This is a genomic window from Dactylosporangium aurantiacum (assembly GCF_000716715.1).
GTDB classification, from domain to species: domain Bacteria; phylum Actinomycetota; class Actinomycetes; order Mycobacteriales; family Micromonosporaceae; genus Dactylosporangium; species Dactylosporangium aurantiacum.
Window position 1 is genome coordinate 1 of the sequence record NZ_JNYJ01000002.1, and the last position, 14,491, is coordinate 14,491.

The window sequence follows — 14,491 nt, forward strand, 5'->3', positions numbered from 1 at the left end:
GCTCGGCAAGTGCATGGACGTGTCCGGCGGCTCCACCGCCGACGGCGCGGTCGTGCAGCTGTGGACCTGCAACGGCACCGGCGCCCAGAAGTTCACCCTCAGCCCGGCGGGCGACCTGGTGAACATCCAGGCGAACAAGTGCGTCGACGTGCAGAACGTGGCCACCGCCAACGGCTCGAAGCTGCACATCTGGACCTGCAACGGCGCCAGCAACCAGAAGTGGCGTAGGTAGACGGGCCTGCGGTGGCGGGGGTCAGGTCCGCCGCCACCGCAGCACCTCCAGGGCCGCGCCGACACTGACCACGTTCTCCGGCAGCGGCCGGGGCAGCAGCTCGTCGGCGCGGGCCAGGCGGCGCAGCACGGTGTTGCGGTGGGTGTACAGCCGCTGCGCCGTCCGCGTCGTGCTGCACTGCTCGCGCACGTAGGTCAGGACGGTCTCCTGCGTCGCGGCGTCGGCGTGCAGCAGGCCGCCGAGCGTGTCGGCGAGGAACTCCTCCGCCTGGGTCGGCTCGGCGGTGAGCAGCGCGACCAGCTGCACGTCCTCGTACCGGGCGACCTGCTGCGGCGACGTGAGCCTGGTCAGCATCCGCTGCGCCGCGGCCGCGTCGAGGTGGCTGCGGCGGAAGCCGTCGACGTCGGTGCCGGGGCGGCCGACCGCGACCCGCACGTCCGGGTGCGCGGCGAGCAGCTGGGTGAGGTGCCCTTCGCGCGGCGCGGTCCCGGTCGGGAACCACACCCACAGCGCGGCGGCGCCCGCCACGACCGTCAGCCGGTGCGTCGCCCCGGCCGCCCGCATGACCGTCTCCGCGGCCGCCTCCAGCCGCTCGAACGCGCCGCCGGCCACGCTCCACACGATCGCCGCGGTGTGCGGGCCGGCCAGGCCGTACCCGAGCTGCGCCTCGGCCCTCGCCCGGCCGATCGGCGCGCCCTCCAGCAGCAGCGTGACCGCCGCCCGGCGCTCGGCCGACGCGCCGCGGGTCAGCTCGGCGCGCTCCGCCTCCATCCGCCGCGACACCGCCGCGACCGTGTCGTCGATGAACGTGGAGATCGACAGCGCGGAGGCGTCCAGCAGCTCCCGCAGCAGCACCGGGTCCGAGGTCAGCTCGAAGCAGATCTCCATCCAGCGCCGCCACGCGACGCTCTGTGCCGTGCGGTACGCGTCCAGGCCGCGCTCGTCCAGGCCGCGGCGGACCATGTCGCGGGCCGCGTCCAGGGCCTCCGGGCCGGTGTTGGCCGGCACCCGCCGGCCCGGGTGGCGCACGTTCTGCGCCGCCCAGTGCAGCAGGTTGGCGAGGTTGGCGCGCTTCGTCGCCTCCGCGAGCACCGGGTCCGCCGCCACCGGCCGCATCCGGTCCCCGCCGAGGGCCGCCGCGTGCAGCTCCTCGATCCACTCCGCGCGCGGGTCGAGGGCGGCCTCGGCGCCCCGCCGGAACAGCTCGGCGACCTCGGGTGACAGCCGCGGCCACCGTACCGTCGCAGCATCATGCACCATGTGGCGAGTATTTCGGTGCATGTTGCGCTAGCGCAAGGCGGCCACGGTGGCGCATCGTCGAGCACATGAGCACAGCGCCGAGCGCCGTCGAGCACCTCGACGTCCTGATCGTCGGTGCCGGCATCTCCGGCATCGGGGCCGGCCGCTACCTGCGCACGCAGCTGCCGGGCACGTCGTTCGCGATCCTGGAGGCCCGCGCCGCGTCCGGCGGCACCTGGGACCTGTTCCGCTACCCCGGGATCCGCTCGGACTCGGACCTGCACACGTTCGGCTACGAGTTCAAGCCGTGGCGCGACGAGGAGTCGATCGCCACCGCGCCGCGGATCCTCGTGTACCTGCGGGAGACCGCGACCGAGAACGGCCTCGACGCCCACATCCGTTACCACCACCGGGTCGTGTCCGCGTCGTGGTCCAGCGCCGAAGCCCGCTGGAGCGTCGAGGTCGAGCGCGCCGACACCGGCGAGCGGCTGCGGCTGAGCGCCGGCTGGCTCTTCTGCGCCGGCGGCTACTACCGCTACGACGAGGGCCACACCCCGCACTTCGCGGGCCGGGACCGTTTCGCCGGCCCGGTCGTGCACCCGCAGCAGTGGCCCGAGGACCTCGACTGCACCGGCCGGCGGGTCCTGGTCATCGGCAGCGGCGCCACCGCGGTCACCCTCGTGCCGGCCCTCGCCGGCACCGCCGCGCACGTGACGATGCTGCAGCGCACCCCGACGTACGTGCTGCCGGTGGCGAAGAAGGACCCGGTGGCGGGCGTGCTGCGGCGGTGGCTCGGCGAGGAGCGCGGGTACCGGGCGACCCGGCGCAAGAACATCGCCCAGCAGCGGGCGATCTGGCGGTTCTGCCGGCGGTTCCCGAACGCGGCGCGCCGGCTCATCCGCTGGGTGAACACGAAGCAGCTGCCGGCCGGGTACCCCGTCGACGAGCACTTCAACCCGCCCTATGGACCGTGGGACCAGCGGCTGTGCGCGGTGCCGGACGGCGACCTGTTCCGGGCCATCCGCAACGGCACCGCCTCCGTCGTCACCGACCGGATCGAGACCTTCACCGAACGCGGCGTGCTGCTCGCCTCCGGCCGGGAACTGGCGGCGGACGTCATCGTCACCGCCACCGGCCTCAACGTCCAGGCCATGGCCGGGCTCACCCTCACCGTCGACGGCAGGCCGGTGCACCTGCCGGACACCGTCGCGTACAAGGGCATGATGCTGTCCGGGGTGCCGAACCTCGCCTTCGCGATCGGCTACACCAACTCGTCGTGGACGCTGAAGATCGGGCTGCTCTGCGAGCACTTCTGCCGGCTCCTCGCGCACATGGACGCGACCGGCGCCGACATCTGCCGCCCAGAGCCGCGCGACCCCGCGATGCCGACCCGCCCGTTCCTCGACTTCGCCGCCGGGTACATCCAGCGCGTCGTCGACCAGCTGCCCAGGCAAGGAGACCGGATGCCCTGGCTCACGTCGATGGACTACCACTCCGACGTCCGGCTGCTGCGCACCGGCCGGGTCGACGACCCGGAGCTGCGTTTCGAGCGCGCCGCCGCGGCGGTGACCGCATGACGGAAACCCCGCCCGGCGACCGGTTCGTGGCGCTGCCCGGCGGCGTCACCATCTGCTACCGCGTCGACGGTCCCGCCGACGGCCCGCCGCTGCTGCTCATCGCCGGGCTCGGCCTGGACCTCACGTCGTGGCCGCAGCGCATGATCGACGGGTTCACCGGCCGCGGCCTGCGGGTCATCCGCCTCGACAACCGCGACGCCGGCCGCTCCACCCGCGTCGCCGCGAAGCCGCCCACCATGCTGCAGCAGCTCCTGGCGAGGCCGGTGCCGGGCGCGTACGACCTCGGCGACATGGCCGCGGACGCGCACGGCCTGCTGGAGCACCTCGGCGTCGGCCGGGTGCACCTGGCCGGCATGTCGATGGGCGGCATGATCGCGCAGACGCTCGCCGCCGCGCACCCCGACCGGGTCGCCACCCTCACCTCGATCTTCTCCACCACCGGCGACCGGCGCGTCGGCCAGCCGGCCCGCTCCACGCTGCTGCGCATGGCGAAACGGCCCGCGGCCACCGTCGAGGAGGGCGTGGTGCGGCACCTGGCGCTGCTGCGGCACATCGGCTCGGCGCACTTCCCGCCGGACGAGGCGCAGGAGCGCGCCTGGGTCGAGCAGCTGTGGGCGCGCGCCGAGGGCCGGCCCAACGGCGCCAACGTCGCCCGCCAGATCGGCGCCATCCAGGCGTCCGGGGACCGCACCGCGCGACTGCGCGCGATCACCGCGCCGACCCTCGTCATCCACGGCGACGCCGACCGCATGGTCCACCCCAGCGGCGGGCGGGCCACCGCCGCCGCGATCCCCGGCGCCCGGCACGTCGAGATCGCCGGCATGCGCCACCACCTCGCGCCGGGCGTCGTCGACCGGCTCGTCGAGCTGACCGCCGGCCACATCACCAGCGTGACGGGGGTCCGCGAATGAGCGGCCAGCGGAGCGTCTCGGGCCGCTCATCATGTGGCAGCTTGTGGCTCAGGCCGGCGCCGGAGCGTAGCGGAGGTGTTGGCGTGAGCGGCCAGCGGAGCGTCTCGGGCGCTCGTCATGTGGCAGTTTGTGGCTCAGGCCGGCGCCGGAGCGTAGCGGAGGTGACGGCATGAGCGGCGTGCGCGGCAAGGTCGCCGTGGTCACCGGCGCCGGCTCCGGCATCGGCCGGCAGCTCGCCGCCGAGCTGGCCCGCCGCGGCGCCCGGCTCGCCGTCAGCGACATCGACGAGGCCGGGCTCGCCGCGACCGCCGAGCAGGTGAAGGCCCTGGGCGCCGAGGTGCGCGCGGACCGGCTCGACGTCAGCGACCGGCCCGCCGTCGAGGCGTACGCGGCCGCCGTCGCCGGGCACTTCGGCGTCGTGCACCAGGTGTACAACAACGCCGGCGTCGCCGGTGCCGGGCGCGGCGTGCTGGACACCGACTGGGCGGCGTACGAGCGGACCCTGGCCGTCAACCTGTTCGGCGTCATCCACGGCACGAAGGCGTTCCTGCCGCACCTCGTCGCGTCCGGCGACGGCCACGTCGTCAACGTGTCGAGCCTCAACGGGATCATGGGCCAGCCGGCGCTCAGCGACTACTGCGCGGCGAAGTTCGGCGTGCGCGGCTTCACCGAGGCGCTGCGCGGCGAGCTGCTCGCCGCCGGGCACCCGGTCAAGGTCAGCGTCGTGCACCCGGGCGGGGTACGCACGAACATCGCGACCGCCGCGCTGGAACGCGCCCGCCGCGACGGCGCCGAGGTGACCGCCCGCGACGAGGCGCGCACCCGGCTCTACAACGAGAAGCTGCTGAAGATGCCCGCCGAGCGGGCCGCGCGCATCATCGTCGGCGGGGTCGAGGCGGGCCGGCCCCGCATCCTCGTCGGCGGTGACGCCCGGGCCGTGGACGTGCTCGTGCGGCTGGCGCCGCGCTGGTACCCGAGGTTCGCCGCCCGCCTGGAGCGCCGCCTGTCCGGCGCCACGTGAGCGCGGGCCGCGGCGTCCTGAGGGTCCGGGCCGCAGCAGCGGTGAACAGGTCGCGCAGCGGCCCCGTCAGCTCCTCCCGGTCGCCGAGGCGAGGGCGATCTGGGCACGCAGCATCCGCTCGCCGCGGCCGTCATCACCGCGCACAGCCCGCCGCGCGGGCTGCCGACCGACACCGCGTTCACCGCCGGCCTCTGGGTCTGCGCCCGGCCGGCTGCCGGGTCAGTCGTCGTCGACGGTGACGCCGTGCAGGGTGGCGAGCTCGGCGAGGCCGTGGTCGTAGCCCTGGCCGACGGCGCGCAGCCGCCAGCGGCCGCCGCGCCGGTAGACGTGGGCGAGCAGCAGGGTGCGTTCGGTGGTCGCCGCGTCCAGGGTGGCCCGGAGCCGGGGGCTGCCGTCCCCGGTGCGCGCGACGAACTCCACCGGGCCGAGGTCGCCGAACGTGCCGGCGCCGGCGAGGGCGGCGGCGATGACGACGCGGCTGACGTCGCCGGGGATCCGGTCGAGCCGGACGTCGACGAGCGCCTCGTGCGGCACGTCGAGGGTCAGCTCGACGCAGCCGTCGGCGGCGGCGGGCTGGTTGTAGAAGACGAAGTCGGCGTCGGCGCGGACGAGGTCGTCGGCGTCGGTGAGGAACGCGACGACGTCCACCTCGGCGCCGGTGCCGGTCGGCCAGGTGACCGAGACCGTCCAGTCGTCGACGCCGGCGGGCAGGTCGGTGACCGCGCCCCGGGACAGGACCGTCACCGGCACCGGCGCAGTCACCGGCACCGGCGCAGTCACCGGCGCCGGCACCGGCGCGGCGACACCCGCCGCCGACACGGGCGCGCCGTCGGGAGCCGCGTCGGGAGCCGTTTCCGGAGCCGTTTCCGGGGTCGGTGCCGGGGTCGGGTCCGCGGTCGGGGTCGCGGTCGGGGCGGCGGCCGTGGGGGCGGGCACTTCGAGCGCCTCGGGGGTGCGCACCGGCAGGCCGAGGGCGGCCACGGTGGCCCAGCGGCGGTCGTCGCCGGCACCGGGGAGCGCGACGACGTCGGTGACCCGGGCGGTGAGGTTGACCGCCGCGATCCCGCCCAGGCCAGCGATCCGGTCGCGCACCTCGGCGGCCTCGGCGTGGGTGCCGCCGAGGACCAGCAGGCACCGCCCGGTCAGCGGCCCGGCCGGCACCGCCGCGGCCCGGGCGGCCGCGCGTGGCACCGGCACCACCGGCCCGGCGACCGGCCCGGCGGCGGGCTTCGAATCCGGCCTGGGGGTGCCGGGCTCGACGTGTTCGAGCAGCGCGGTGAAGGTGGCCTCGTCGACGACGGGGACGGCGTACATGGCGGCGGCGCGCAGCTTCGAGGTGCCGGCCGCCGGGTCGTTGGTGACCAGCATGCCGGTCCTGGCGCTGACGGTGTTCATCACGTCCAGCCCCGCCGCGGTCGCGCGGGCCGCGAGCGCGGCGCGGGCCGTGGCGGTGCTGCCGGTGATGGCGACCTTCGTGCCCTGGACGAGGCGCCGGCCCGGGGTCCACCGGCCCGGCCACGCCCACGGGCACACCGGCCGGGGCAGCCGCGCCGGGTACACCCGGTCGGTGTCGGCGGCGTCGCAGGCGCTCAGCGGCAGCTCGACGGCGAGGGTGTCGGCGAAGGCGAGGCTGTGGCGCAGGATCTCGGTGAGGACCCGGGTGTCGTCCTCGGCGTCGTGCGGGCGGGCCTGCGTGACACCCCAGTGCGCGGCGAGCGCCGCGAGGGACAGGCTCGGCGTCGGCAGGTCCAGCCGGCGGCTGAGCGCGACGGTGCACAGCCGGGTGCTGACCGGCAGCGGGTGCGCGGCGCGGTGCGCCTCCGCGGCGAGGAACTTCCAGTCGAACCCGGCGTTGTGCGCGACGAGGACCCGCCCGTCCAGCAGCTCGGCCAGGTGCGCGACGACCTCGTCGAAGCGGGGCGCGCCGGACAGCCGCGCGCGGGTGATCCCGTGGACGTGCACCGGCCCCGGGTCGCAGCCGGGGTCGACGAGCGTCGACCAGGTCCGCCCGGGCGTGCCGTCGGGCTCCAGCTGCGCGACGGCGATCTGCAGCACCCGGTCGCTGGGCGCGTGCAGCCCCGTGGTCTCCACGTCCACGACCGCGTACCGCAGCGGGTACCGCGTCGAGGCGCTGGCGGGCAGAGGGGTCAGGGCGGCGGACGTCACGGCGGGCTGCCTCCGGGGGCGACGGGGCGGGCGGAACCGTGCGATTGTCCGGGCAGCGGCCGCGCGACCCGGCCGCGAAACGCGGGCGGCCGCGGCAACCCGCCGATCGGCACACGACAGTGGCCGCAACGGTCGGCCGGCCTCACCCGAACGGCCGTGGCGGGGGTGACGGCATGCGTTACGGTGCCGGTCGTGGAGAACTCGATCGTCGCCGTCACCGTCTACCCCACCCAGGCGCGGGTCACCCGCCGCGGCCGTGACACCCTCGCGGCCGGTGAGCAGACGGTCGAGGTGGGGCCGCTGCCGCTGAGCATGGACCCCGACTCGATCCGGGTCAGCGGGCGCGGGCCGGCGACGGTCCTCGGTGTCGACGTGGTGCTGCGCCGCCACGCGGTCCCGTCGGACGGCACGGTGACCACGGTCCAGCAGGAGCGGCGGGCGCTCACCGACGAGCTGGCCGAGATCGGCGACACGGAGACGGTGCTGCGGCAGCGGCAGGCGTTCCTGACGGCGCTCGCTGAGCGGGCCGGCGGCACGTACGCGCGGGCCCTCGCGACCGGTGAGGCGGCGCCGGACACCGTCGCCGCGTTCACCACCACCATCGGCGGCGAGCTGACCTCGGTCCTGGCCGGCATCCGGCAGCTGCAGCACCGCCGCACCCAGGTCACGGACCGGATCTCGGCGCTGGACCGGCAGCTGGCCGACGTGGGCGAGCTGCGGGAGCCCGACGCGCGCTACGCGGTCGTCGCGCTCGCCGTGTCGGCGCCCGGGCAGGTCGAGCTGGACGTGTCGTACCAGGTGCCGGACGCCGGCTGGCGCTCCACGTACGACGTGCGGCTCACCGGCGAGACGCTGCGCCTGACCTGGTTCGGCCTGGTCGAGCAGCGCACCGGCGAGGACTGGCCGGAGTGCGAGCTGGCGCTGTCCACGGCCCGCCCGTCGGGGGTGGTCGCGATCCCGGAGCTGGACCCCTGGTACCTGGACCTGCTGATGCCGCCACCGCCGCCGATGCAGGCGTTCGCCGCGTACGGCGGCGCGCCCGGCGCCCCGGCACCCGCGGCCGCGATGCCGCAGCCGGTGGCGCGGGGACGGATGCTGCACGACGAGGAGTTCGACGGGTTCTCCCCGATCGAGGTGGCGCAGGCGACGGTCCAGGAGGGCCCGGTCGCGGCGACGTACCGGCCGGCCCGGGTCGTGGCCGTGCCCGCCGACGGCACGACGTCCCGGGCGACGGTGCTCGTGCTGGACCTGGCCGCCCAGCTGGACCACGTGGCGGCGCCGGCCCGCTCCACCGACGTGCACCTGCGGGCGGTGGTGACCAACACGTCGCAGCACACGCTGCCGCCCGGCTCGGCCGCGGTGTTCCACGAGGCGGACTTCGTCAGCAAGACGGCCCTGTCGGCGTGGGCGCCCGGTGAGGAGCTGGAGCTGGCGCTGGGCCTGGACGACCGGGTCCGCGTCGAGCGGGAGCTGACCCGCCGCACCGCCACCCGCGCCACGCTGGGCTCCAGCCGCCGCCGCGAGGTCGAGTACCGCACCACGGTCGGCAACTACACCGGCCGCCCGGTGCGCATCACGGTGCTGGACCAGCTGCCGGTCAGCCGGCACGACACGATCACGGTGAAGGAGGCGCTGCTGGAGCCGCCGCCGGCCGAACGCACCGACCTGGGCGTGCTCACCTGGCGGCTCGTCATCGCGGAGGGCCAGACGCAGACGATCCGGCTCGGGTACCGCGTCGACACCGCCAAAGGCGTCCAAATGTCCGGCTGGCGGGAGTGACCGTCCGCAGGCCAGCGGGGCGCGGGACGCGGCGGTACAGTCCCCGGGGTGGTCACCTCGACGGCTTCCACGGCACACGTGCAGGTCTACGACTACCGGTACAAGCGTGACGTCGCGGACCTGCGCTACTTCTACGTCGTCAACCCGGCTTCGCCGCACGGCGCGTGGGCGCTGGGGGAGATCATCCTGCCGGCCGCGCGGGCGCTGCACGCCGACTACGGGGTGACGGTCGAGCCGCTCGCCTACGGTGACCTGCCCGAGGTCCGCCCCGGCGGCGTCACCTACGTGGTGTACGGCCCGACGAACCCGCTCACGATGCCGCCGCGGGAGCAGGCGTACCTCGCGGCGCTCGCCGCCGCCGGTGCCCGCACGAACATCATCTCGGCGTACCCGCTGACGGAGACCAACGAGGACCGGCCGGACTACGCCGCCGCGAGCAGCGTGGTGCCGCGGCTGTGCGACCTGCTCGACATCAACGCGATCTTCCCCGACGCCCTGGACCTCTCCCGGGGCATCCGCACCAACACGTGGCAGGACGTCTACGTCAACGCGATCGGCGAGACGATCCGGGTCAAGTACCAGCCGACGGAGAGCGTCGACCCGGGCGACCGGGCCGTGCTGCAGCGGCTGCGCCACACGCACGCCGACGAGGTCGCCGAGCTGGCCCGGGTCCACCGCGAGCACCACCTGTGGCAGCGCAAGCCGTACACCGACGGCTCGGTCATGTTCACCCACGACGGGTACTGGTTCGCCTCGCAGACCCTCACCGACAAGTCGCGGATGACCTCCGGCGACTTCGACCTCATCACCTCGTTCGACGAGGGCACCCGCAGCCTCACCTACACCGGCGAGCGGCTGCCGACGTCCGACGCGCCGGAGTTCCTCATGCTCAGCAGCCTGCTGAGCATGCACGGCCGCCGGCCGCGGCTCATCGTGCACTTCCACCACCGGGAGCTGACCCGCGGCCCCCGCTTCCGCAATCTCGTCACCGACGCGAGGATCGAGGGCGGGCACTTCTCCGCCGGCCGGCTGTTCTTCCGGGAGCTGCGCCAGAAGCGGACCGACTGGTTCATCATCCGCGAGCACGGCATGGTGTGGGTCGGCGACTCGGTGCACCGGTTCGAGGAGTACGTGCACCGCGTCGTGGCCCCGGGGTCCGGGCGGGCGGCCGCGGCGCGGTAGCCGGCCGGGACGGGCCGCGCGGCGTTCACGACCGGGGCGCCCAGGCGGTCACCGGCTCCGCCGGGACGGGCCGCGCGGCGTTCACGACCGGGGCGCCCAGGCGGTCACCGGCTCCGCCGGGGCGGCGGCCGCGACGCGTTCGTGGCGGCGGGCCAGCAGCAGCACCGGCAGCGCCAGCACCTGCAACGCCCCGCCGGCGACGTACGAGGCCGGGTAGCCGCACAGGTCCGCGGCCCGGCCCAGGCCCGGCTGCGTCACCACGGCGCCGGCGGAGGAGACCAGCGAGTCGAACGACAGCACCGTCGCGCGCTGCCCCGACGGCACCAGGCTGTTCAGGTACGCCTGCCGCGACGGCAGGACCGCCGCGGACACCAGGCTCGACGCGGCCAGCAGCGCCATCGCCACCGGCACCGAACCGGCCGGCCGGAACCCGGCCAGCCCCAGCCCGGCCATGCCCAGCCCGGCCAGCAGGGTGCCGTTGAGCACCACCCCGGCGATGACCACGGACATGCGGCGGCGAAACAGCGACCGGAACGTCATGGCGAGGGCCCCGCCGGCCGTCTGCGCCGCCGCGTTGAGCGCGGCCGCGACCCCGAGCAGCCCGTAGGCGCGCCGGTCGCCCGCCAGCTGCAGCAGGTACGGCTTCATCGTGAACGCGACGTAGTAGCCCACCCCGGCGGCGACGGCCGCGCCGAGCATCATCCAGCGCACCGCGGGCCGGCCCCAGCCGTGCCGCACCGACGCGGCGAGGACCCGGCGGACCTCACGCACCGGGCCGCCGGTCCGGCGGGGCGTGAACCCCACGTCGTGCATCACCCGCCAGGCCACCGCGGTGAGGGCCAGCAGCAGCCCGGCCCGGATCAGGAACGGCACGCCGACGTCGGTCGCCTGCGCCACGTAGGCGCCGCCGAGCGACCCGGCGAGCGAGCCGACCCCGGCCACCACCTGCCCCCGGGCGAAGACCCGCTCCAGCGGGGCGTCGTCGCGCAGGTGGTGCAGGGCGTCGACCAGCCACGCCTCGGTCGCGCCGGAGAAGAACGTGAACCCGGCCGCGAGCGCCAGCGACACCGCCGCCCACGCCCACACGTCGGCGTGCAGGCGCCACGCCAGCCAGTACAGCAGCGTCGTGACCGTCAGGGTGCCGCTGCCCAGCAGGTACGACACCCGCCGGCCCCACGTGTCGGCGACGGAGCCGGTCGGGATCTCGAACACCGCGTAGCCGAGCGTGAAGCAGGCGTTGGCCAGCAGCGCCTCGGTGTTGCTGAGCCCCGCCTCGAACAGCAGCAGCGAGTTGATGGCCCAGATGCACGTGACGGCGAGGGTGTGCAGCAGTACCAGGGCGAGATACGTGCGTCGCACGCGCCGGCTCGTCACCGCCACAGCTTAGAGACGTACCGGTCCGTACGGTCGTCGCTGCGACCCGCGCCGTTGCGGGAGGGTGGCACAGTGCGGGGTGTGCACGCGACCGTCACCTGGCTGCGCGACCTGGCTCCCGGCTGGTTCGCGCTGCTCGCCCTGGCCGAGAACGCGGCGCTGGTCGGGGTGACCGCGCTGCTCGGGCACTGGGTGCTGCGGCTGCCCGGCGCGCACCGGGTGACCGCGCCGCCGGGCCCGGTCAGCCGGCTGGAGCTGGGTCTGGTCGCGGGCGCGACGGTGCTCAACGCGGCGGTCACCGTGGCCGGCTGGTGGCTGTGGCGGGCCGGGGCCATCACGCTGACGCTGCCGCTGGACTGGTGGGCGCTGACCGACCTCGCGGTGCTGATCGTGGTCATGGACGTGCTGCTGTACGTGGGGCACGCCGCCGCGCACGTGCGGTGGCTGTTCCCGTACGCGCACCGGCTGCACCACGTGTTCGCCGACGCCCGGCCGGTCACGCTGTTCGCGCTGCACCCGGTCGAGGTCCTCGGCTTCGGCGGGGCGTGGCTCGCCGTCCTCGCGGTGCACCCGTTCTCGGTCTGGGCGCTGGGCGCGTACACCGCGGTCAACCTGCTCTTCGGCATCCTCGGCCACCTGGGGGTGGAGCCGCTGCCGCGGCGGGTGCGCGCCGGCGCCGTGTTCAAGTGGGTGGCCACGCCCGCGATGCACGCCGGGCACCACGCGGCGCCGCGGTACAACCTCGGCTTCTACACGACCGTGTGGGACCGGCTGTTCGGCACGCTCGACCCGCACTACGACGCGCGCCGCACCGGCGCCCTGCCCTTTGCCGACACAACCGCCATCGAAATCCCGACAGCGTCGCCGGCTGGATGATCCAGAATGGTGGCTCCACCCCCGGAACGGGACCATCCCCCTGACCCGAAAGAAGCGCCACGACCATGCGAGCCACCCGAACCATCATTGCCGCCACGACCATGCTGCTGCTCGGCGCTGGGCTCGCCGGTTGCTCCTCCCAGGCGGACGACCTGGAGAAGCAGCTGCAGAAGGCCGGCTACACCAACGTGTCCGCCGAGGCCGACTACGACCAGGTCTACAACAAGAAAAAGAAGAAGAACGAGAAGAAGCTCGACGACTACGAGGCCGAGGCGAAGGCCGGCAACTGCGACGTGGAGATCGAGCAGGACTCCGGCGACGACGACTACGTGATCGAGACCGCCGCCGGCAAGGACGTCAACTTCACCAACCTCACCGCGTCGGCGCTGGTCGCCGAGCTCGCCAAGCAGGGCATCACCTGCTGAGCCGCCCGCGCCGGCGATCCGGGCGGCCCGCGCGTTCCCGCGGCTGCCCGGCGTCGGCCGTCTTGTAGGTGACCAGCGGCACCGTGGTGGCCACAGGCGTGGCCAGGCGGTGCTCCACAAGGTCACCGATGACCTGTTCGATGCGCTTGTACGCGGTCGGCGCCTCCTCGAACAGCAGCTGCCGGTCGCCGCACACGACCAGCGACCCGACCGGGGTGCGGCGCAGCTCCTCCACCGTGTGCTTGGCCTTGCCGCGGCGCAGCGCGTCGGCGCGGGACATCTTGCGGCCCGCGCCGTGCGCCACCGAGTGGTTGGCCTCCGCCCCGGCGTGCGCGGCGACCAGGTACGACGGGGTGCCGCGGGTGCCGGCGACCAGCACGTCCCGGCCGTCGCCCGGCGCGGCGCCCTTGCGGTGCAGGTAACCGCCGTCGCGGACCTCGACGAGGTTGTGGCACTGGTCGACGACCGGCTCGGTCGGCTGCGCCCCGAGCGCGTGCGCGACCCGGGCGGCGAGGAGCCGCCGGTTGAGCGACCCCCAGCGCACCGCGTCGTCGTGCGCGGCCAGGTACGCGGCCGGGTCGGGCGCGGGACCGGCGCCGTGGAGCTCCGTGTGCGCCCGCAGGATCCGCTCGCCGAAGCCGCGCGAGCCGCTGTGCACGACGAGCACGAGGTCGCCGGCGGCGAGCCCGATCCGGGCGGCGTGGGCCGCGTCCAGCACGGTGCCGACCCGGGCCAGCTCGACGAAGTGGTTGCCGCGCCCGACGGTGCCGAGACCCTCGGTGTGGCCGCCCGGGACGTCGCTGTTCCCGTCGTCGGGTCCGTCGCCGCTGAGCGCCGCCCAGGCCGGGTCGCCGTCGCCGGGGACGAGGGGCACGTCGAGGTCGGGGAACCGGGCGGCGAGCCGCTCCGGCACGGGCCGCTTGAGGCTGATCGGGAACACGGCGATGCCGCAGCCGATGTCGGAGCCGACGAGCAGCGGGTACAGCACGGTCGAGAGCATCGCCGCGCCGATCGGGGCGCCCTTGCCGGGGTGCAGGTCGGGCATGCCGGCGACGTGGCGCATGCCGTCGAGCGCGGCCACCTGGTGGCACTGCGCGACGGCGTCGGACTCGATCCAGCTGGTGGGGCCGGCGAACACGGTGACGGTGGCCGGCACGGTGGAGTGGACGGTCTGGTGGTGGGGCACGGACGCTCGCTTCATTTCGCGGATCGGAAAAGAGTCAGGGCGGCTGGGTCGTCCGTCAGAGCGTCATGCCGTCCACGATCACCGATCGCGGCCGGTGCGGCAACCGGTTTTGCGGCGCGTGGGTCAGCCCTGCTCGCGCCGCTCCAGCAGCTCCCGGATCGCCCGCAGGTGCTCCTTGATCTCCTCCTGCTCCTCGTGCCGGAACGCGTCGTTGTCCACGATGAGCTTGCTGGCGAAGTGGGCGGTGATGAGCGGGATCACCACCAGCACCATGATGGAGATGAGCAGCCCGGCGACGATCCGGCCGGCGGTCGTCGTCGGGTACGTGTCGCCGTAGCCGACGGTCGAGGCGGTGACGACCGCCCACCAGAACGAGTCGCCGAAGCTCTTGTCCTCGAACGCGCTGTACAGCGTCCCGCCGACGATGATCAGTCCGACGTACACCGCCACGGTCGCCTTCACCGAGTTGGCGATCCAGATGAATCCGCTGATGAGGGCCTTCATCGCCGTGGCTCCCGTCCGG

General features: G+C 74.8%; 13 protein-coding genes. 8 read left to right on the forward strand and 5 right to left on the reverse strand.

Features of this window, described 5'->3' with window-relative positions; all coding sequences use genetic code 11:
* A partial coding sequence (locus OP18_RS02410; RefSeq protein ID WP_033357051.1) for a ricin-type beta-trefoil lectin domain protein occupies nt 1–232 on the forward strand: 232 nt, incomplete at its 5' end.
* Nucleotides 233–253: 21 nt separating this feature from the next.
* Here the strand turns inward: OP18_RS02410 and OP18_RS02415 are convergent.
* Complete coding sequence (locus OP18_RS02415; RefSeq protein ID WP_033357052.1) at nt 254–1,492, reverse strand: PucR family transcriptional regulator; 1,239 nt, start codon at nt 1,490–1,492, stop codon at nt 254–256.
* A 65-nt stretch (nt 1,493–1,557) separates the two neighbouring features.
* On the opposite strand from OP18_RS02415, the gene OP18_RS02420 reads away from it, so the two are divergent.
* The 3 genes from OP18_RS02420 to OP18_RS02430 all read left to right on the forward strand — a co-directional run bounded on the left by OP18_RS02420 (nt 1,558) and on the right by OP18_RS02430 (nt 4,980).
* Entirely contained in the window at nt 1,558–3,048 is a 1,491-nt protein-coding gene (locus tag OP18_RS02420) for a flavin-containing monooxygenase (protein ID WP_033357053.1), read from the forward strand.
* Entirely contained in the window at nt 3,045–3,959 is a 915-nt protein-coding gene (locus tag OP18_RS02425; protein ID WP_033357054.1) for an alpha/beta fold hydrolase, read from the forward strand. The genes OP18_RS02420 and OP18_RS02425 overlap by 4 nt, the downstream gene beginning before the upstream one ends.
* 169 nt (nt 3,960–4,128) lie before the next feature.
* A complete protein-coding gene (locus tag OP18_RS02430; protein WP_033357055.1) occupies nt 4,129–4,980 on the forward strand; it encodes an SDR family NAD(P)-dependent oxidoreductase in 852 nt (283 codons plus the stop codon).
* Between the two features lie 219 nt (nt 4,981–5,199).
* On the opposite strand, the gene OP18_RS02435 is transcribed toward OP18_RS02430, so the two are convergent.
* Nucleotides 5,200–7,146: a TerD family protein gene (locus OP18_RS02435; RefSeq protein WP_081970225.1), complete on the reverse strand. Its 1,947-nt coding sequence runs from the start codon at nt 7,144–7,146 to the stop codon at nt 5,200–5,202.
* A 192-nt stretch (nt 7,147–7,338) separates the two neighbouring features.
* Between OP18_RS02435 and OP18_RS02440 the strand changes: the two genes are divergently transcribed.
* Both OP18_RS02440 and OP18_RS02445 read left to right on the forward strand, forming a co-directional pair.
* On the forward strand, nt 7,339–8,925 hold the full coding sequence (locus tag OP18_RS02440) for a DUF4139 domain-containing protein (RefSeq protein ID WP_052386177.1): 1,587 nt from the start codon (nt 7,339–7,341) through the stop codon (nt 8,923–8,925).
* Nucleotides 8,926–8,973: 48 nt separating this feature from the next.
* Nucleotides 8,974–10,107, forward strand: coding sequence for a hypothetical protein (locus OP18_RS02445; protein ID WP_156089247.1), 1,134 nt, complete (start codon nt 8,974–8,976; stop codon nt 10,105–10,107).
* 81 nt (nt 10,108–10,188) lie between these two features.
* Here the strand turns inward: OP18_RS02445 and OP18_RS02450 are convergent, their stop codons facing one another.
* Nucleotides 10,189–11,466: an MFS transporter gene (locus OP18_RS02450; RefSeq protein ID WP_245635229.1), complete on the reverse strand. Its 1,278-nt coding sequence runs from the start codon at nt 11,464–11,466 to the stop codon at nt 10,189–10,191.
* A gap of 96 nt (nt 11,467–11,562) precedes the next feature.
* Between OP18_RS02450 and OP18_RS02455 the strand changes: the two genes are divergently transcribed.
* The gene (locus OP18_RS02455; RefSeq protein WP_052386110.1) at nt 11,563–12,357 is read left to right on the forward strand and encodes a sterol desaturase family protein; all 795 of its coding nucleotides are present in this window, start codon (nt 11,563–11,565) and stop codon (nt 12,355–12,357) included.
* Nucleotides 12,358–12,422: 65 nt separating this feature from the next.
* Nucleotides 12,423–12,782, forward strand: a complete 360-nt coding sequence (locus OP18_RS02460; RefSeq protein WP_156089248.1) for a hypothetical protein — start codon at nt 12,423–12,425, stop codon at nt 12,780–12,782.
* On the opposite strand, the gene OP18_RS02465 is transcribed toward OP18_RS02460, so the two are convergent.
* Both OP18_RS02465 and OP18_RS02470 read right to left on the reverse strand, forming a co-directional pair.
* Complete coding sequence (locus tag OP18_RS02465; protein ID WP_033357060.1) at nt 12,772–13,983, reverse strand: RNA ligase RtcB family protein; 1,212 nt, start codon at nt 13,981–13,983, stop codon at nt 12,772–12,774. The two genes, OP18_RS02460 and OP18_RS02465, sit on opposite strands and share 11 nt — an antisense overlap.
* A 108-nt stretch (nt 13,984–14,091) precedes the next feature.
* Nucleotides 14,092–14,472, reverse strand: a complete 381-nt coding sequence (locus tag OP18_RS02470) for a potassium channel family protein (protein ID WP_063745414.1) — start codon at nt 14,470–14,472, stop codon at nt 14,092–14,094.
* Between the last annotated feature and the right edge of the window lie 19 nt (nt 14,473–14,491).

Coding starts and splice junctions, on each gene's coding strand:
- OP18_RS02415 (WP_033357052.1), bottom strand. CDS start 1,492: ATGGTGCATGATGCTGCGACGGTACGGTGGCCGCGGCTGTCACCCGAG.
- OP18_RS02420 (WP_033357053.1), top strand. CDS start 1,558: ATGAGCACAGCGCCGAGCGCCGTCGAGCACCTCGACGTCCTGATCGTC.
- OP18_RS02425 (WP_033357054.1), top strand. CDS start 3,045: ATGACGGAAACCCCGCCCGGCGACCGGTTCGTGGCGCTGCCCGGCGGC.
- OP18_RS02430 (WP_033357055.1), top strand. CDS start 4,129: ATGAGCGGCGTGCGCGGCAAGGTCGCCGTGGTCACCGGCGCCGGCTCC.
- OP18_RS02460 (WP_156089248.1), top strand. CDS start 12,423: ATGCGAGCCACCCGAACCATCATTGCCGCCACGACCATGCTGCTGCTC.
- OP18_RS02465 (WP_033357060.1), bottom strand. CDS start 13,983: ATGAAGCGAGCGTCCGTGCCCCACCACCAGACCGTCCACTCCACCGTG.
- OP18_RS02470 (WP_063745414.1), bottom strand. CDS start 14,472: ATGAAGGCCCTCATCAGCGGATTCATCTGGATCGCCAACTCGGTGAAG.